We start from the raw sequence: 17,474 nt of genomic DNA, 5'->3' as shown, positions 1-17,474 counted from the left end.
TAATGCCGCGCAAGCAATTTGACCTGATCGTCTTCGATTGGGATGGCACGCTCATGGATAGCACCGCCACCATCGTGAAGTGCATCCAGGCTGCCGCCAAGGACCTGGGCCTGCCTATCCCGAGCAGGGAACAGTCCGCCCACGTGATCGGGCTGGGCATGGGAGAAGCCATGCAGGTCGCCATGCCGAACCTCGACCCGAAGATTTATCCGCGCGTGATGGAGCGCTACCGCTATCACTACCTGGCGAAAGACCACGAGCTGACACTGTTCGATGGCGTGCACGAAATGTTGCAGGACTTGTCGCAGCAAGGCTATTTTCTTGCTGTCGCGACCGGCAAGAGCCGGGTCGGCCTGAATCGTTCCCTGAACGCCGCCGGACTGTTGTCGACTTTCGATGCGACGCGCTGCGCCGACGAGACTTTCTCCAAGCCGCATCCGGCCATGCTGCAGGAACTGACCCGCGAACTGGGCCAGGATTTGCGCAGGACCGTGATGATTGGCGACACCACACATGACCTGATGATGGCGCAAAATGCGGGATCTTCTGGCATCGCCGTCGAATATGGCGCCCATCCGTTGGAACAACTGGCTGCCTGCAACCCGGTGTATTCGGCGCGGACTGTGCCGCAATTGCACCAATGGCTGAATGAGAACGCTTGATGGATGCTGACATCCTGGTTTGCGCTGCCGAGGCTTTGCTGGAAGGCGGCAAGGGAATCCGTTTTCCCTTGCGCGCCGGTGGCGAAGACAGCACCGGCTTCGTGGTGCGCTACGGCGGCAAGGTCTATGGTTACCTGAACCGCTGCGCCCACGTGCCGATCGAGCTGGACTGGGCTGAGGGCGAGTTCTTTGAATCGAGCGGCCTCTATATCATGTGTTCCACACACGGCGCCATTTATATGCCTGAGAATGGCCAATGTGCCGGCGGCCCATGCCGCGGCGGTCGACTGCGTCCGATTGCCGTGATTGAGCGAGACGAAAACATTTACTGGCAGCCTGACGATTACGTGCGCCCACGACCATGAGTGATATCAACGACAACAATAACACCCAGCCAGCGCCCTCGGCCGAGAATCCTCCCATCAAGTGGGAGCGTGAAGTGCTGGAAAAGCTGGTGTTCGCTACGCTGAAGGAGCAGCGCGCCAATCGCCGCTGGAGCATTTTCTTCAAGGTGTCGACACTGGCGATCATTTTCTTCGCCCTGGCCAGCTACTTCGGCGTCAACCTGATGGGCGGCGATGCCGAGGCCCTGGGCCGCCATACCGCCCTGATCGAAATCGAAGGCAGTATCGAGTCGGAAGGCAGCGGTGCGGCGGATGTGGTGATTCCCGCGCTGAACAAAGCCTTCTCGGATACCGGCTCGGTGGCCATCGTCCTGCACATCAACAGCCCGGGCGGCAGCGCGGTCCAGGCCGGCATGATCGTGGACGAGATCCGCCGCCTGCGCCACGGCTACCCGCAAAAGCCGCTATACGTGGTGGTCGATGAAATCTGCGCCTCGGGCGGCTATTACATCGCCTCGGCCGCCGATCGCATCTACGTCAACAAGGCCAGCATCATTGGCTCGATTGGCGTGCTGATGGATGGCTTCGGCTTCACTGGCACCATGGAAAAGCTGGGCGTGGAACGCCGCTTGCTCACCGCTGGCGAAAACAAGGGTTTCATGGATCCGTTTAGCCCCCAGTCGGACAAGCAGAAGCAGCATGCGCAGACCATGCTCAAGGAAATCCATGCCCAATTCATCGACGTGGTGCGTACCGGCCGCGGCAAGCGCCTGAAGGAAACCCCCGACATGTTCTCCGGCCTGTACTGGACTGGCGCGCGTGCCATCGACATGGGACTGGCCGATGACCTGGGCAGCGTCGACAGCGTGGCGCGCGACATCGTGAAAGCGGAAGACATCGTCGACTATACCCAGCATGAAAACCTGCCAGAGCGCGTGCTGAAGAAGTTTGGCGCAGCAGTTGGTTATGGCGCCATCAAGGCCGCCGCCGATGCTGCCAAGCCGAGCTTGCGCTGAAACTTGGCTCAGCAGTCAACATTGGCATTTTTGCTTGCCATTTCCCCGACGTGGACTATATTGACGGTGTAGTTCGATTCAAGGGGAGGGCGATTAGCAATCAATTCTTGAGGCAGACTACGCAGCCGCATTACGGATGCGGACTTGAGTGAATTCACATTCCTCGTCACTGTCTCTTTGGGAGGCAAGAGAACGGCGGCCCCTGGCCGCTGTTTTCGTTTCTGCGCCCTGGTCTTCGGTTGAAAAGCCGCCTTGCAGCAGCCACTCGAGCAACTCCGCTCCCTGTTGACGCCGCCACAACGCTTGCGGCATTGACCCTGCCTGGCCGCTCCAGCGCGCGACAGCCAATTTGGTTTCCAGCGAAGCGGCATGGGCCTGTGCCAACGACTTACGGTTGATGTAGAGCTTCATTGCTGAGATCTCCCAAAGAAATTCCTATAGCCCAGTCAGCAGATTCCTAATGCTATTTAAGTGTACCAACTCGACTGTCACGCCCTTTGATCTGCATCAATAGGGAGGCTTGCGGTAGCGTAAATCCGGTAAAATCCCGCCCCATGAGTAAATTATCCCTGGACCGAATCCTGCAGTCGCAAGGCTTCGGCACCCGTAAATACTGCCGCGCCCTGATCGAAGACGGTGACGTTTCCATCGGCGGCGAAGTGCAGGACAACTATAAAGCGACTATCGAAACCGACGGCCTGGTGCTGGAAGTGTTCGGCGAAGAGTGGGTGTATCGCGAGCACCTCTATATTGCCCTGTACAAGCCTTCCGACTACGAATGCTCCCGCAAGCCCAGCCACCACCCGGGCGTGCTGACCTTGTTGCCTGAGCAATTCACCTGGCGCGAAGTCCAGCCGGTCGGCCGCCTCGACCATGACACCACCGGCATGCTGCTGATGTCCGATGACGGCCCGTTCATCCATGCGCAGTCTTCGCCCAAGCGCCACGTGCCCAAGGTCTACCTGGCCACCACGGCCGAACCGGTGACCGACGAGCTGGTGGCCCAGATGCTGGCCGGCGTCCAGTTGCATGATGAGCCCGCTCCCCTGGCTGCCGTCACCTGCATCAAGCGCGGCGAGCACCAGCTCGAGATCGTGCTCGAACAAGGCAAATACCACCAGGTCAAGCGCATGCTCGCTGCTGCCGGCAATCATTGCTCTGCGCTGCACCGCTCCGCCATCGGCCAATTGCAACTCGATTCTCTGGGCTTGCAGGAAGGGGAATGGTGCTATCTCACCCCCGAACAGCTCGCGTTATTGGCGCCGGCCTGATCACTGTTTCTTCATCATGGCCGCATGTCCCGCGGCCATTTCCTGCTTGCTCAGGAATCCGTCCTTGTCGGTATCCATTTTCGCAAACATGGATGCCGACGCTTTGGCGTGCTCTTCGGCAGTAAGCACGCCATCGCCGTCAGAATCGACGGCCTTGATCTTGTCGGCTGCTGACATGTCCGACTTTTTCGTTGCCTGTCCCGTAATGGCCTTGTGTGCAGCAGTCATTTCTGCAGCACCCACTTTGCCATCATGGTTGGCATCCATATGCTCGAACATCCTCTTCGCACCGGCCGCATGTTCAGCCGCCGATACCTTGCCATTCTGGTCGGCATCCATGGAATTGAATTCCTTATCGACCTCAGGTCCGGCGATTGCCTGTGCCGAGATTAGTGCGCCTGCGATGAAGCTAAGTGCTTTCATATTGGCCTCCTAGCCACTAACAATGCTGAGGATATTGCCATCGAGATCCCTGAACCATGCCACTTTCATACTGCCGCCAACGTGTACGTTGCCCTCGCGTTTCAGGCCGGGCATATCGTAGTGCTCGAATATGACACCTTGCGTTCTCAAGCGTTCTGCAATTTCTTCCAGTTCGCTGCCCACGTTCCACATGACATTGGTTGCCTTGTTTGTACCGGCAAACTGCGACCGATAGACGTTGATCGTGCTGGTCCCACTGCGGAAGACCAGCACTTCCTGTTCGGGGCTGTCGAGCTTCTCAAGGCCGAGAACTTCACCGTAAAATTTCGCCGCCGCATCCAGATTCTTTACTGCGATCATCGCAATAGCATCTTTGTCTGCCAGCATATTCGCCTCCCGGCTTGAACTCGATGCGTGGAGATTAGGCCCCTGGGCGCTAAGCGTCCGTTCGCTGTCGCACACCGGGGCTGGCCGGTTTGTCGCAACAGCTTGCGCTTGCCCAAAGTGCTTAAACAGGGGCCGCATAGACTTCCTGCATGGCTTCCCCCAGTGATACCGGCTACAAACAGCTGTTTTCGTTCCCGGAGTTGGCGCGCGAGCTGTTGTGCGTGGCTGTGCCGCAGGAATGGACGAGAGCGGTCCGCCCAGACGACTTTGTACGCCTGAATGCCAGCTATGTATCGCCGAATGGCACGCATCGTCATGATGACGTCGTGTGGTGTGTGCATCGATCTCGTCGTCCGAGCATCCATATGCTTATCGAATTCCAATCGATCCCGGACAAATGGATGGCGACACGCATGCAGGGTTATGCAGCGCTACTTTCCGATGACCTCATCAAGGCGCGCAGGGCGACCCACGGAAAGGAACCGCTGCTGCTCCCCATCGTTCTCTATAGTGGCCGCGAGGCATGGCCGTATAGCCGGTCCCTGGGGGCATTCCGGCCGCAGGCGCCACCTGGCCTGGAATCGCTGCAGCCGGAACTAAATTATGTGCTGGTCGATCGAAGCATCGGACAGGGTGTCATCAGAGCCTTGCTTGAACTTGATCGGGCCGATGACGAGGCCAGCGATATTCCAGCGCTGACTCGAACGTTGTCGGTGTGGCTGGAGCGCCAGCACAATGATTTGTTGTCGAGGACGCTCACTGCTTGGGTGCAAATGCGTCTTTCTGCCCAGTTCCCCGATGCGGACATGGCCCAGGCGCTAACTATGGAGAAAATCGCCATGATGTTCGAACATGATTTTCGCAACTACACAGAGGTACTCGAGTACCGAACCTTGCTCCGCGGTCGACGCGAGGGGTGGGAGGAAGGCCGGCAGGAAGGCCGGCAAGAAGGCTTGCAGGAAGGTTGGCATGAGGGACAGCAGGAAGGGGCGAAAAACGCCCTGTTGGCTGAGCGGCGCAATACTGTGAGATTACTGCTCGAGCATGCTGGAAAGCCACTATCCCAGGCCGGTGCCCAGGTTCTGGAGCAAGCGGCGCCCGAGCAACTGCTGGACTGGATTCACGTCCTCATTGACAGCGCGAGCGTGCCGCCGGAGTTGTTATCGCGGTAGCGGCCAGGATGCATCCGATGGCAAGCCAGGCGATTATTGTCAGGCAGCCATCGGCGATGCGGCGCTTCGCATTAGATGGCGGTCAAACAGGCGGTCGTGGAAGGGCAGGGCGATCACATTGATGATCGGTTCCAACACTGCCGCCAGGCCACCGAACGCGATTGATCCAGTGGCAGCGTATAAGGTGCCGAAGGCAATGAGCGCATGCATTGCGGTTTGCGAGATTTTCTCGGCTGCGATCAATGCCAGCCGGCGGTGAGCGAAGCGCTGGCGCAGCGCGTGCCAGGCGCGCTCATGGAATGGCAGCAGCACGACGTTGATCACCGGTTCCAGCACGGCAGCCAGGCCGCCGAATGCCACCGACCCTGTCAATACGTACATCAGGCCGAAGGCGATGCCCATGTGGGCGGTGACTTGGCTCATTTTCTTCGCTGCGATTGCCATGATCGAATTCCTTTCTAGTTGAGCCAAATGGTAATGATTCGCATCCAGGAGGTAAAATTGATTATCTCTACCGAATCGATAGCATTCCTGAAATGAAACTTGCCACCCTTAAAGACGGTACCCGCGACGGCCAATTGCTCGTCGTCTCCCGCGACCTGAAAACTGCCGTGGTCGCCGATGGAATCGCCCGCAGCCTGCAACGCGCCCTGGATGACTGGACGTTCATCTCGCCCCAGCTTGACGACCTGTACCGCCAGCTCAACGAGGGCAAGGCCCGCCGCAGCTTCGACTTCGAGCCGAAGAACTGCATGGCACCGCTGCCGCGCGCCTTCCAGTGGGCCGACGGTTCGGCCTACGTCAATCATGTCGAGCTGGTGCGCAAGGCACGCAATGCCGAGATGCCGGCCTCGTTCTGGGAAGATCCGCTGATGTACCAGGGTGCCAGTGACGATTTCATCGGTCCTTGCGACGACATCGAGTTGAAGCATGAAGAATGGGGCATCGACTTCGAGTCGGAAATCGCCGTGATTACCGACGATGTGCCGATGGGCGCCACGCCCGACCTGGCTTTCCAGCAGATTCGCCTGCTGGTGCTGGTCAACGACGTCTCGCTGCGCAACCTGATCCCCGAGGAGCTGGCCAAAGGCTTCGGCTTCTTCCAGTCCAAGCCGGCCAGCAGCTTCTCGCCGGTGGCGGTGACCCCGGACGAACTGGGCGAAGCCTGGAGCGACGCCAAGGTCCACCTGCCGCTGCGCTCGACCTGGAACGGCAAGCTGGTAGGCCAGCCGAATGCGGGCGTGGACATGGTGTTCAACTTCGCCCAGTTGATTTCGCACCTGGTGAAAACCCGCAATGCGCGCGCCGGCACCATCGTCGGTTCGGGCACCGTGTCCAACAAGGATGCTAAAAGGGGCTATTCCTGCATCGCCGAAAAGCGCTGCCTGGAAATGATCGCCGATGGCAAACCGACAACTTCCTTCATGTCCTTCGGCGACACCATCAAGATCGAAATGCTGGATGCCGACGGCAAGTCCATCTTCGGCGCCATCGACCAGCAGGTCTGGCAATTGGGCCGTGCGAAAGCCGTGCCAGAGGCGGCGCCAGCCGCCGACGGGGCCGAGTAAGGCAGGTTTTCCCCGCTTTTTCCATCGATAGCTCTTGCTCGGCCGCAGCGATAATGGCACGGTCGATAACAGGAGCGGTCAATGGCTGAAGACAGCGAAGCCGAGAAAACAGAACCCGCGTCACAGAGGCGCCTCGAGCAGGCGCGTGAAGAAGGGGACGTACCCAGGTCGCGCGAAGTCGCGACCTTTACCGTTCTCATGGCAGCGGGTGCCGGCCTGTGGATGACCGGCTCCGGCCTGGTGCGCGAATTGAGCCGCAGCCTCACTTCGGGGCTGTCGCTGACGCGTGAGCAAGTCTACAACCCAGATGTACTGGTGACCCGCATCCTGGTCGATGTGGTGCACGTGATGCTGGCCTGCCTGCCGATCGCCGTCGCCGTGATGGTGGTGGCCCTGGCCTCGCCGCTGCTGGTCGGCGGCTGGCTGTTTTCGGCCAAGGCCTTCACCCCCAATTTCATGAAGCTGAATCCCATCACGGGCATCGGCAACATGTTCTCCACCAACTCGCTGGTGGAGCTGGTCAAGGCCATCATCAAGTCCATCATCGTCGGCGTGGTGGCCTATATGGTCATTTCGCGCCAGCAGCAGGAGGCAATCGGCCTGATGCTCGAGCCGCTGCATACCGGCAGCACGCATGTCATGAATATGCTGGGCTTCAGCTTCATCGTGATCGTCGGCGCGCTGGGCTTCATCGCCCTGATCGATGCACCGTACCAGATGTGGCATTACGCGAACAAGCTGAAGATGACGCGCCAGGAGCTGATCCAGGAATCCAAGGAGTCGGACGGCAACCCGCAAATCAAGGGCAAGATCCGCCAGCTCCAGCGCGAAATGGCGAAGAAACGCATGATGCAGGAAGTGCCGACCGCCGACGTCGTGGTGACCAACCCGACCCACTATGCGGTGGCGCTGAAATACGCCGAAGGCGGGCAGGGTGCGCCGCGCGTGGTGGCCAAGGGCACCGACGAAGTGGCGGCCAAGATCCGCGAGCTGGCCAAAGAGCACCGGGTTGCCATCCTGGAAGCGCCGCCGCTGGCGCGTGCCCTGCACAAGCATACCGAAATCGGCGATGAAATCCCGCCGCGCCTGTACGCCGCCGTGGCTGAAGTGCTGGCGTATGTGTACCAGATCAAGGCCTATCGTCCAGGCCTGCGCTACCCGGATCGACCGACCAGGCTCGATGTGCCGGACGATATGGACCCACTGAACAAGAAATAAACGGAGTAGAGAATGAACGCCCTGAACATGCCGCCATGGATGAGAGGCATTGCCGGTAACGGGCAAGCCCTGGCTGCGCCGATCCTGATCATCATGCTACTGGCGATGATGATCCTGCCCTTGCCGGCGTTCGTGCTCGACCTGTTCTTCAGCTTCAATATCGCACTGTCGATCATCGTGCTGCTGACCAGCCTGTACACGGTCAAGCCGCTGGACTTCATGGCTTTTCCGACCGTGCTGCTGGTCTCGACCATGCTGCGCCTGTCGTTGAACGTGGCCTCGACCCGCGTCGTGCTGACCGAAGGCCACACCGGGCCGGATGCTGCCGGCAAGGTGATCGAGGCTTTCGGCCACTTCCTGATCGGCGGTAACTACACCGTCGGTATCGTGGTGTTCGTAATCCTGACCATCATCAACTTCGTGGTGGTGACCAAAGGTGCTGGCCGTATCGCTGAAGTGGGCGCCCGTTTCGCCCTGGACGCAATGCCCGGCAAGCAGATGGCGATTGACGCCGACCTGAATGCCGGCCTGATCGGCGAACCGGAAGCCAAGCGCCGCCGCAATGAAGTGTCGCAGGAGGCCGAGTTCTACGGCGCCATGGACGGTGCCTCGAAATACGTGCGCGGCGACGCGGTGGCAGGCATCCTGGTGACCGTGATCAACGTGGTGGGCGGCCTGCTGGTGGGCATGATCCAGCACGATATGGGATTTGCCGACGCGCTGAAAAATTATGTGCTGCTGGCGATCGGTGACGGCCTGGTGGCGCAGATTCCTTCGCTGGTGATTTCGATTGCAGCCGGTATCGTGGTGTCGCGGGTCGCCTCCGAGACCGACATCGGCACGCAGGTGATCAGCCAGTTGTTCGCCAAGCCGCAAGTGCTGTTCATCACTGGCGGCATCATCGGCGGTCTCGGCCTGATTCCCGGCATGCCTAACCTGGTGTTCATCCTGCTGGCGTCGGTCCTGATCGGCTCCGGCTACATGCTGCAGAAGCGCGCGAAGGAAAAGGCGGAAACGGTTGCCGCGCAGGAGGCCGGCGGCCCTGGCGGTGGTGGCGCTGCCGGCGCCGCGGGCGGTGGGCAGGCGGCCCCAGAGCAGGAAGAGGCGACCTGGCAGGACGTGATGGCGGTCGATACCCTCGGCCTGGAAGTGGGCTATCGGCTGATCCCGCTGGTCGACAAGACCCAGGGGGGCGAACTGCTGAAGCGTATCAAGGGCATTCGCAAGAAATTTGCGCAGGAAGTTGGCTTCCTTGCGCCGCCGGTGCACATCCGCGACAACCTGGAGTTGAAGCCTTCTGCCTACCGTATCACGCTGAAGGGCGTAGAGGTCGGTACCGGCGAGGCATTCAACGGCCAGTACCTGGCGATCAATCCGGGCATGGCAAGCGGCACGCTGCCGGGCATGGTCACTACCGATCCGGCTTTCGGCCTGCCGGCCATCTGGATCGACGCCTCGCTGCGCGACCAGGCTACCGGCATGGGTTATACCGTGGTCGATGCGGGCACCGTCGTGGCCACCCACCTGAATCACCTGATCACATCGCATGCTTCCGAATTGCTTGGCCGCGCAGAAGTGCAGTCCTTGCTGGATCACCTGGGCAAGGATTCGCCGAAGCTGGTGGAGGACCTGGTGCCGAAGATGCTGTCGCTGTCGGCGCTGCAGAAGGTGCTGCAGAACCTGTTGGCAGAGGGCGTGCATATCCGCGACATGCGCACCATTATCGAGACGCTGGCCGAGTTCACGCCGCATATCCAGGATCCGAATGAGCTGACTGCGCAGGTGCGTGTGGCCCTGGGCCGGGCGATCGTGCAGCAGTTGTTCCCGGCCGGCGGGGAGCTGTCGGTCATGACGCTTGACAATCGCCTCGAGCGCTTGCTGATGCAGGCCATGACGAGTGGTGCCGGCGATGCGGCGGGCATTGAGCCGGGGCTGGCCGATACGATTGCCCAGCAGGCTGCGGCGGCAACGCAGCAGCAGGAGGCGCTGGGCGTGACGCCGGTGCTGCTGGTGCCGGGCGCACTGCGCCCGCTGCTGTCCAAGTTCCTGCGCCGCGCACTGCCGCAGCTGAAAGTGCTGTCGCATTCGGAGATTCCGGAGACGAAGACGATTCGGGTGACGTCGCTGGTGGGTGCGCAGTAAACCGGTAAACCAGGGTCTGACCCGCAGGGTCAGACCCTGTCTGCGGCGCGGCCAACGGGGTTGGTTGTGCGCCGTTGATCTTCGTCAAAAGTCAAAAGCTTCGAACCCACACCTGTCGGCCGTCGAACAGACAGGGTCTGACCCTGCGGGTCAGACCCAGGTTTACCGGGTTTTGAATTAAGCCGCATTTCCCAAGCTATTCCACCGATTGTTACCTCCACGCATCGTCAATAATCTGACCATGTGCGAATCTGTCGGAGTAGCAGGAAATGAACGTTAAAAAATTTACCGCCCCAACATCTCGTGAAGCGCTGCGCAAAGTGCGCGAAGCGCTCGGCCCGGATGCGGTGATCCTGTCCAACCGCGCCGTCGACGGCGCGGTGGAAATCCTGGCCCTGGCCGGCGACGATGCCGCCGCGCTGGCCCCGCACTCCCCGGATTCCCCGATGGCCGCACCGGCGCCGCAACTGGACCTGGCGCCGGCCCTGGTCTCCCAGCCGGCAGCGCCAGTGGTACGCGCCACCGCACGCCCGGCGCCGGCCGCCCCGCGTGCAGCGGCCCGCCCGATCGCACCGGTAGCGGCCGCACCAGCCGTGGACATGGACCGCATTTCCTCCCTGGTCGCCGAAGCCGTCGCCAGCGCCAAAGCCAGCGCCGCCGCCGAGATGACCAGCATGATGAGCGAGCTGCGCGCCATGCGCGGCATGATGGAAACCCAGCTCAACGAACTGGCCTTCGCCAACACCCAGCAACGCGAACCGCACAAAACCGTGGTGCTGCGCGAACTGCTGGCAGCCGGCTTCTCCGCCAGCCTGGCGCGCTACCTGACCGACAAGCTGCCGGCCACCCGCGACAGCGCCGAAGCGCTGCAATGGATGCGCACTGTCCTCGCGCGCAACATCAATGCCGTGAACAACGAAGACGCGCTGCTGGAAAAGGGCGGCGTGTTCGCCCTGGTCGGCCCGACCGGCGTCGGCAAGACCACCACCACCGCCAAGCTGGCTGCGCGCTGCGTGATGCGCCACGGCCCGGAAAAGCTGGCCCTGATCACCACCGACGCCTATCGTATCGGCGCCCACGAACAACTGCGCATCTACGGCAAGATCCTGGGCGTGATGGTGCACTCGGTGAAGGACGAAGCGGACCTGCGCATCGCCCTGAACGAGCTGCGCAACAAGCACACCGTACTGATTGATACCGTTGGTGTCAGCCAGCGTGACCAGATGGTGGCCGAACAGGTCGCCATGCTGCAGGGCGTCGGCACCGACGTGCAGCGCATCCTGTGCATGAACGCTACTTCGACCCAGGAAACCTTGTCCGAAGTCGTGCGCGCCTACCAGGGCAGCGGCCTGGCCGGTGCCATCATCACCAAGCTCGACGAAGCTGCCTCGATCGGCTCCGCCCTGGACGTGGTGATTCGCCACAAGCTGCGCCTGTTCTACATGTCCAACGGCCAGCGCGTGCCGGAAGACCTGCACCTGGCCGACTCGGCAGCGCTGGTAGGGCGCGCTTTCGGTGGCCAGTCCGCCCCGAAATACGGCGATGCCGAACTGCCGCTGCTGGTAGCCGGTGCCGCCCATGACCCAATGCTGCGCGAGGTACGCTTTGGCTAATTTTGACTTCGACCAGGCCGAAGGCCTGCGCCGGATGCTGGCCGGGCCCCGGCCACGCATCATCACCTTCCTGTCGGCCACGCCGCAGGACGACAAGGGCGCCATGCTGGTTAACCTGGGCGCCTCGCTGTCGCAGGCCGGCAACGACGTGCTGCTGGTCGATGCCTGCGCCAGTGCCCACGGGGTGGTGTCCCGCCTTGGGCTGGACCACGGCGCCAGCCTGCTCGACGTGGCGCGCCAGCGCTGCGGCTTGAACCAGGTGTTGCATGCTGCACCGCAAGGCTTCAATGTGGTGTCGATGACGCGCGGCGAAGCGCGCCGCGGCCCGGACGAAGGGCGCCGCCTGGCCAAGGCCTTCGGCGTGCTGGCCAGCCAGGCCGGCATCGTGCTGGTGGACGGCGAGTTCGACGGCGAAGCCTTCCCGGTACCCTTGATGGCCAGTTCCGAGATCGTGGTACAGGTGTCGAATAGCGCCACTTCGATCAAGAATGCTTATATGATGATCAAGCGGCTCAACCATGAACTGGGCCGCCGGCCGTTCGGCATCCTGGTCACCGGCGCTTCGGAGGCCGAAGCAAGGGTGGTTTACGATAATATGGCACATGCGGCAAGCCGTTACCTGGCAGTCAACCTTGTTTCCATGGGTTCTGTGCCGGCTGACGAATACCTGCAGCGTGCAGCCCGCCTGGGTCGTGCGGTGGTGGACGCCTTCCCATTGGCCGGGGCTTCAGTGGCCTTCCGCCAGCTGGCAGGGCGTTTTGCGATGGGGAGCTGCAACCATTTTAGAGCCTGAAAAGAATTAGAACCTTTATGTACACGGTCAAAGGGAAGGTGGACAAGGATTCCTTGCTGACGACGCACATGCCGTTGGTCAAGCGCCTGGCCCACCATATGAAGGCAAAATTGCCGCCCAGTGTGGAAGTGGATGACCTGGTACAGGCCGGCATGATCGGCTTGCTTGACGCTATTAATCGATATGAAGAAACCCACGGCGCCCAGTTCGAGACCTACGCGGTGATGCGTATCCGCGGCGCCATGCTCGATGAATTGCGCTCTTCCGACTGGATGCCGCGCTCGATGCGGCAGGACATGCGGAAGATTGAAAACGCCATGGCCACGCTGCAGCAGCGCCTGGGCCGCCCGCCGACCGAGTCGGAAGTGGCGAAATCGCTCAAATTGTCGCTGGCCGATTACCAGGAAATGCTGTCCGAAGGCGGCGGCCACCAACTGGTGTACTACGAAGATTTTCACGAGGAAGACGGCAACGACAGCTTCCTCGACCGCTATGCCCATGATGAAGATGCCGATCCGCTGCGCGCGCTGCTCGACACCGACTTCCGCCAGGCTGTGATCGATGCGATTGAAGCGCTACCCCCACGTGAGAAAATGCTGATGGGCCTTTACTACGAGGAAGAGCTGAACCTGAAGGAGATCGGCGCGGTGATGGGCGTGTCCGAGTCCCGGGTATCGCAATTGCACACACAAGCCGTGGCGCGCCTGCGTGCCTCGCTCAGGGAGCAGGCATGGACTGGTCCAGCGTAGCCGGCGTCTTGCTGGCGCTGGCCGGCATCATCGTCGGCCAGGGGCTGGAAGGCGGCAAGGTGACTTCCTTGCTGCAGCCGGCTGCCTTCGCGATTGTTGTGATTGGCACGTTCGGCGCCGTCATGCTGCAAACCACCCGGCCAACCCTGCGCCGCGGGCTGACCATGCTGCGCTGGGTGTTCAAGCCTCCACCAGACAATCGGGCCCAGTTGGCGCGCGACATCAACAACTGGAGCATGCTGGCCCGCCGCGACGGGCTGCTGGCGCTGGAGCGCCCCATGCTCGGCGCCAAGGACAAGTTTGTCGCCAAGGGCTTGCGCATGATCGTCGACGGCATCAACCCCGACAAGATGCGCCAGTTGCTGGACATGGAAATCACCGCTTTCGAAACGGCCGAACGCCAGGCGGTGCGCATCTGGGAATCGGCGGCCGGCTACTCGCCGACCATCGGCATCCTGGGCGCCGTGCTGGGCCTGATCCATGTGATGGAAAACCTGACCGACCCGAGCAGGCTCGGTTCCGGCATTGCCGTGGCCTTCGTGTCGACCATTTACGGCGTCGGCCTGGCCAACCTGTTCTTTTACCCGATTGCCAACAAGCTGAAGACCATCGTCACGCGCCAGGTCTACCTGCAGGAGCTGACGGCGTCGGTGTTCTACGATATCGCCACCGGCGATTTCACGCGCGTCATCGATGAACGGATCGCGACCCTGATGCGGGAGCCGTGACATGCAATACCGCCGCGCACGCCGCAAGTTCGACGACGATCCTGAGAACCATGAGCGCTGGCTGATTTCCTACGCCGACTTCATCACGCTGCTGTTTGCCTTCTTTGTCGTGATGTACGCGGTCTCCTCGATCAATACCGGCAAGTACAAGGTGTTTTCCGATGCGCTGGGCGATGCGTTTGGCGGCGCCGGCGCTGCGCCGCCGACCAATACCGAAGTCCAGAGTCTGCCGATTCCGAATCCGGCTTCGCGCAAGCGCAATGAGGCGATCAAGAAGGAGAAGGAGCAGATGACGCGCCTGGCCAAGGACCTGGCCAGCACCCTGGCGCCCCTCGTCAAGGAGGGCAAGGTGCGGGTGACCCAGAATAGCCGCGGGGTGAGCGTGGAAATCAATGCTTCGGTGCTGTTCAGGGCTGGCGATGCGAGCCTGACCGAGGAATCGCGCGAGGCGCTGACGGCTGTGGCGACGCTGCTCAAGGACGACCCGCATAATGTGCAGGTAGAGGGGCATACCGATAATGTCCCGATCAGGAATGCGATCTTTCCGTCGAACTGGGAGTTGTCTGCGGTGCGGGCGGGCAGCGTGGTCAGGCTGTTTATCGAGTCGGGGATTGCTGCTTCACGCATGACGGCGGTGGGGCATGCGGACAACCAGCCGGTGGCGTCGAATGACAACCCGGAATCGCGGGCGCGCAATCGGCGGGTGGCGGTGACGATCCTGTCCGGGATTCCGGATCCTGCTACTGAAATTCCAAGCCCTTAAACCCTTAAACCGGTAAACCGGGGTCAGACCCATAGGGTCAGACCCTAGTACGCGGCGGTCGCTGGCTGGGGTCCGACCCTGCGGGTCGTACCCCGGTTTGCCGGTTTTACGCGCGCAGCCGCTCCGGATGCGGCACCTGCTGCCGCAGCTTTTGCCTGCGCCGCCAGTGCCACGCAGTCCCGATCGCCGCCACCAGCAACACCAGCGCCGCCATCGGCCAGGCCGACGTCTGCAAATTCTTCCTGGCTTGCTCGTCCATCAACTCCTCAGGAAACGGCCTTGGCTCCGTCGGCACCACCTGCCATTTGCTGCGATCCTCCGGCGCACGCGCCATGAATTCATCGATCGAATACGCCGGCGCCGAACCAAACGCCCGGCTGGAAGGCACCTGCGGAATCCGCACCAGCATCACAGCCTCCACATCCGACTGCAACTGCTGTTCGAAGCCGCTCAACTGGCGTCCAGCCTGCCCGCCCAGCACGTTCAGCAAATCCTTGCCCAGCGCATCGAATGCCACCGCCGGGTGCAAGCGGGTCTGCTCCTCGGTGAAATAGCTGTAGGCCTTCTTGCCGCTGGCAATGCTCATCTCCTTCGCCGCCATATACGCAAAGGCGCCAACGGCTTTCAGGCGATTGGTCGGCCCTTGCAGCGGCCATTGCCAGCCCAGCTTGCGCAGCACGTCGACATTGATCCCCGTGCAGTTGGCAGCCGCATGCTGGTAGCTGAAATGATGGGCATAGAAATCGCGGAACACCTGGTTCACGTTGGCCTGGTAAGCCTGCGCCGTGCGCGGATCCTTCAGCACGGCCACCAGCATGTACGACGGCCGGTAGTACTGCTGGCCGCTGTTCAGGTCCATCAGGTAGTTATCCATCGGCAGTGCCGACGCCACGATGCCTTTTTCGCTGTACGAATCCAGGCCGTAGAAGTTATTCACCAGCCAGTCGGACCACTCGCCTTGCGGCCCCAGCCGGCCGGTGGCGATGGCGAAATGGCCGCCGTAAGCTTCGTCGTCGTCGCCCTGGGCGCCGCTCAGCATCATGGCCAGCACCGGCTTGCCGGACAGCTCGGCCGGCGTGGCGCCGGGGCGCTGCCACACCTTGCGCACCGTGTACTCGCCGCGCGCGCCGCCCTCGGCATGCCGTACGAAGCCCTGCAGGTCGTCGGCGCCGGACAGCGGCTGCACCGGCAGCTTGCCGGCATCGATCACATAGTCGCGCGGCCAGATCGTGCGCGCCACGAACTGCTGCCCGGCCTCATCCCATTGGCCGCGCACGCGCACCTCGCGCTGACGGAAGAAGGCTTCCGAGCTCGCGTTGAAATAGGAGCGGTTGGTGGCGATCTTTGGCGCGAGGCGGAAGTTGAGCGTGGTCCCATCGGCCGTATGCAGCGCTTTGCCGTCAAAGCGCGCCTGCGGCACCAGTTGCGGCGAACCGAGCCAGACCAGGCCCGGCGCATCCTTGGCACTGGCGGGCGGCAGGGCGATCAGCTCGTCCTGGAAATACCACAAGGCCTGTTTCTGGCCGCAGTCCTTGCAGCGGCCATTGGCCAGTTGATAATTGTCGGCAGGCTGCAAGCCGAACTGTTCCCCGCCAAGGGCGGAGTGAACGGAGGCAGCATCAGCTTGGGCGGTCGTGGCCGCCAGAATAATTCCTGAGAGAAATGTACGCATGCGCCCATTATGCAGAAGGTTGCATAAAAAGTCACACATTTCGAAAGTTCCGGCACCGTGCCGGTTGCGCAAAGGCCTAGCCGGCGATGAAGCCGCGGCGCGTCGTGCCGGTGGTCGTCATGCCGCTCGGGCCGTAGACCGTGGTCTGCTGCGGGCGCAAGGCCTGCAGCGCGCCCTGGGTGTGGCCCAGGTGCTTGTTGATCAGTACGCCGTTCAGGCGGTTCAGTTCCTTTGCCGCCCGAGTCTGGTCCAGCAACTGCTGCCACAGGATATTGGCGGCATCGTCATGCTGGGCTTCCAGCCAGGACTCCATGCCCAGTTCCATCGCTGGATAACCGGCGTCGGCCAGGGCGCGGTGGCGCGCGGTGGCCAGGGTGGCCATTTCATTGACCAGGGCCGACTTGTGCGGGGTCAGCGAGGTCAGGTGGTCGATGTCGGCCGCTACCAGGTCTTGCTGTTCCTGTTTCAGGACTTCCAGCAATTCCGTGATCTTGCTTAACTCAGCCTGCAGGCTGTGTTTGGGGGAGACTGCGGCCATCATGCTTCCTTAGCGTTGCTTACGCGCGTGCAGCAGGTCGCGGACCGTGTCCAGCAAACCGTCTGCCACTTTTTCCGAATTGACCTGGAACTGGCCGTCAGCAATTGCCATCTTGATGCGTTCGACTTTCTTGGTGTCGAACACGGCATTGCTGGCTGCTGCGCCACTGGCCGCCATTGCCTGTCCTTGCGGGGACAGGCGCACATTGTCGGTACTTGCCTGTGGTGCGGTGGAAGTCGCTGCGGCAGTCCTGTCCGCGCTGCGCGCGTTGCCGGACGTCGCGGGCGAACTCGGCAAGCCCGGCGTGTTCTTCAATGTATCGTTGATCTTCACAGCATTATCCTCGTCTGGTTGGAGTACTTTACCCCGGCATACGAGTCTATTACGGCAACCTGCGGCCAAACTTTAGCTGGCA

The 17,474-nt window shown here is 61.6% G+C and carries 20 protein-coding genes; 13 read left to right on the top strand and 7 right to left on the bottom strand.

Annotated elements, in window-relative coordinates; translation table 11 throughout:
• The first annotated feature begins 2 nt into the window (after nucleotides 1-2).
• From ACN9MY_RS25040 to ACN9MY_RS25030, 3 genes are read left to right on the top strand one after another with little or no spacing between them, the layout of a single operon-like run.
• Nucleotides 3-662 carry an HAD-IIIA family hydrolase gene (locus tag ACN9MY_RS25040; RefSeq protein ID WP_426163841.1) on the top strand — a complete coding sequence of 220 codons (660 nt, stop codon included), beginning with the start codon at nucleotides 3-5 and terminating at the stop codon, nucleotides 660-662.
• A complete protein-coding gene (locus tag ACN9MY_RS25035) occupies nucleotides 662-1,027 on the top strand; it encodes a Rieske (2Fe-2S) protein (protein WP_426163839.1) in 366 nt (121 codons plus the stop codon). Before ACN9MY_RS25040 ends, ACN9MY_RS25035 begins: the two co-directional genes overlap by 1 nt.
• Entirely contained in the window at nucleotides 1,024-2,022 is a 999-nt protein-coding gene (locus ACN9MY_RS25030) for a S49 family peptidase (RefSeq protein WP_426163837.1), read from the top strand. The genes ACN9MY_RS25035 and ACN9MY_RS25030 overlap by 4 nt, the downstream gene beginning before the upstream one ends.
• A gap of 117 nt (nucleotides 2,023-2,139) precedes the next feature.
• Here the strand turns inward: ACN9MY_RS25030 and ACN9MY_RS25025 are convergent, their stop codons facing one another.
• Nucleotides 2,140-2,433 carry a hypothetical protein gene (locus ACN9MY_RS25025; protein WP_426318984.1) on the bottom strand — a complete coding sequence of 98 codons (294 nt, stop codon included), beginning with the start codon at nucleotides 2,431-2,433 and terminating at the stop codon, nucleotides 2,140-2,142.
• 143 nt (nucleotides 2,434-2,576) lie between these two features.
• Between ACN9MY_RS25025 and ACN9MY_RS25020 the strand changes: the two genes are divergently transcribed.
• Nucleotides 2,577-3,293, top strand: coding sequence for a pseudouridine synthase (locus ACN9MY_RS25020; RefSeq protein WP_426336285.1), 717 nt, complete (start codon nucleotides 2,577-2,579; stop codon nucleotides 3,291-3,293).
• Here the strand turns inward: ACN9MY_RS25020 and ACN9MY_RS25015 are convergent, their stop codons facing one another.
• Both ACN9MY_RS25015 and ACN9MY_RS25010 read right to left on the bottom strand, forming a co-directional pair.
• Complete coding sequence (locus ACN9MY_RS25015) at nucleotides 3,294-3,716, bottom strand: EF-hand domain-containing protein (RefSeq protein WP_426318982.1); 423 nt, start codon at nucleotides 3,714-3,716, stop codon at nucleotides 3,294-3,296. It lies immediately after the preceding gene.
• Nucleotides 3,717-3,725: 9 nt separating this feature from the next.
• Nucleotides 3,726-4,103, bottom strand: coding sequence for a VOC family protein (locus tag ACN9MY_RS25010; RefSeq protein ID WP_426163829.1), 378 nt, complete (start codon nucleotides 4,101-4,103; stop codon nucleotides 3,726-3,728).
• Between the two features lie 149 nt (nucleotides 4,104-4,252).
• On the opposite strand from ACN9MY_RS25010, the gene ACN9MY_RS25005 reads away from it, so the two are divergent.
• Complete coding sequence (locus ACN9MY_RS25005) at nucleotides 4,253-5,275, top strand: Rpn family recombination-promoting nuclease/putative transposase (RefSeq protein ID WP_426318981.1); 1,023 nt, start codon at nucleotides 4,253-4,255, stop codon at nucleotides 5,273-5,275.
• 39 nt (nucleotides 5,276-5,314) lie between these two features.
• Here ACN9MY_RS25005 and ACN9MY_RS25000 read toward each other — a convergent pair whose 3' ends face one another.
• Entirely contained in the window at nucleotides 5,315-5,719 is a 405-nt protein-coding gene (locus ACN9MY_RS25000; RefSeq protein ID WP_426318980.1) for a DUF2061 domain-containing protein, read from the bottom strand.
• 92 nt (nucleotides 5,720-5,811) lie between these two features.
• On the opposite strand from ACN9MY_RS25000, the gene ACN9MY_RS24995 reads away from it, so the two are divergent.
• The 8 genes from ACN9MY_RS24995 to motD all read left to right on the top strand — a co-directional run bounded on the left by ACN9MY_RS24995 (nucleotide 5,812) and on the right by motD (nucleotide 14,849).
• Nucleotides 5,812-6,843, top strand: a complete 1,032-nt coding sequence (locus tag ACN9MY_RS24995; RefSeq protein WP_426318979.1) for a fumarylacetoacetate hydrolase family protein — start codon at nucleotides 5,812-5,814, stop codon at nucleotides 6,841-6,843.
• Nucleotides 6,844-6,924: 81 nt separating this feature from the next.
• A complete protein-coding gene (flhB, locus tag ACN9MY_RS24990) occupies nucleotides 6,925-8,061 on the top strand; it encodes a flagellar biosynthesis protein FlhB (RefSeq protein WP_426163820.1) in 1,137 nt (378 codons plus the stop codon).
• Nucleotides 8,062-8,073: 12 nt separating this feature from the next.
• A complete protein-coding gene (gene flhA / locus ACN9MY_RS24985) occupies nucleotides 8,074-10,203 on the top strand; it encodes a flagellar biosynthesis protein FlhA (RefSeq protein WP_426336284.1) in 2,130 nt (709 codons plus the stop codon).
• 269 nt (nucleotides 10,204-10,472) lie between these two features.
• Nucleotides 10,473-11,816: a flagellar biosynthesis protein FlhF gene (gene flhF, locus ACN9MY_RS24980; protein WP_426318977.1), complete on the top strand. Its 1,344-nt coding sequence runs from the start codon at nucleotides 10,473-10,475 to the stop codon at nucleotides 11,814-11,816.
• Nucleotides 11,809-12,609 (top strand): MinD/ParA family ATP-binding protein, encoded by an 801-nt coding sequence (locus ACN9MY_RS24975; protein ID WP_426163814.1) that lies wholly within the window; start codon nucleotides 11,809-11,811, stop codon nucleotides 12,607-12,609. The genes flhF and ACN9MY_RS24975 overlap by 8 nt, the downstream gene beginning before the upstream one ends.
• Before the next feature lie 17 nt (nucleotides 12,610-12,626).
• Nucleotides 12,627-13,358 (top strand): RNA polymerase sigma factor FliA, encoded by a 732-nt coding sequence (locus ACN9MY_RS24970; RefSeq protein WP_057260429.1) that lies wholly within the window; start codon nucleotides 12,627-12,629, stop codon nucleotides 13,356-13,358.
• The gene (locus tag ACN9MY_RS24965; RefSeq protein WP_426163811.1) at nucleotides 13,340-14,086 is read left to right on the top strand and encodes a flagellar motor protein; all 747 of its coding nucleotides are present in this window, start codon (nucleotides 13,340-13,342) and stop codon (nucleotides 14,084-14,086) included. The genes ACN9MY_RS24970 and ACN9MY_RS24965 overlap by 19 nt, the downstream gene beginning before the upstream one ends.
• A gap of 1 nt (nucleotide 14,087) precedes the next feature.
• On the top strand, nucleotides 14,088-14,849 hold the full coding sequence (gene motD, locus ACN9MY_RS24960; RefSeq protein WP_426163808.1) for a flagellar motor protein MotD: 762 nt from the start codon (nucleotides 14,088-14,090) through the stop codon (nucleotides 14,847-14,849).
• A gap of 106 nt (nucleotides 14,850-14,955) precedes the next feature.
• Here motD and ACN9MY_RS24955 read toward each other — a convergent pair whose 3' ends face one another.
• The 3 genes from ACN9MY_RS24955 to flgM form a co-directional block, all read right to left on the bottom strand.
• On the bottom strand, nucleotides 14,956-16,521 hold the full coding sequence (locus ACN9MY_RS24955) for a hypothetical protein (protein ID WP_426318976.1): 1,566 nt from the start codon (nucleotides 16,519-16,521) through the stop codon (nucleotides 14,956-14,958).
• A 76-nt stretch (nucleotides 16,522-16,597) separates the two neighbouring features.
• Nucleotides 16,598-17,062, bottom strand: a complete 465-nt coding sequence (locus ACN9MY_RS24950) for a flagella synthesis protein FlgN (protein ID WP_426163804.1) — start codon at nucleotides 17,060-17,062, stop codon at nucleotides 16,598-16,600.
• 6 nt (nucleotides 17,063-17,068) lie between these two features.
• A complete protein-coding gene (gene flgM / locus ACN9MY_RS24945; protein WP_426163802.1) occupies nucleotides 17,069-17,392 on the bottom strand; it encodes a flagellar biosynthesis anti-sigma factor FlgM in 324 nt (107 codons plus the stop codon).
• Nucleotides 17,393-17,474: the final 82 nt, after the last annotated feature.

This window comes from Pseudoduganella sp. R-31 (assembly GCF_049913235.1).
Lineage (GTDB): Bacteria > Pseudomonadota > Gammaproteobacteria > Burkholderiales > Burkholderiaceae_D > Rugamonas.
The sequence above is the reverse complement of the archived record's forward strand: the minus strand, read 5'-3'. Positions and strand labels throughout refer to the sequence as shown.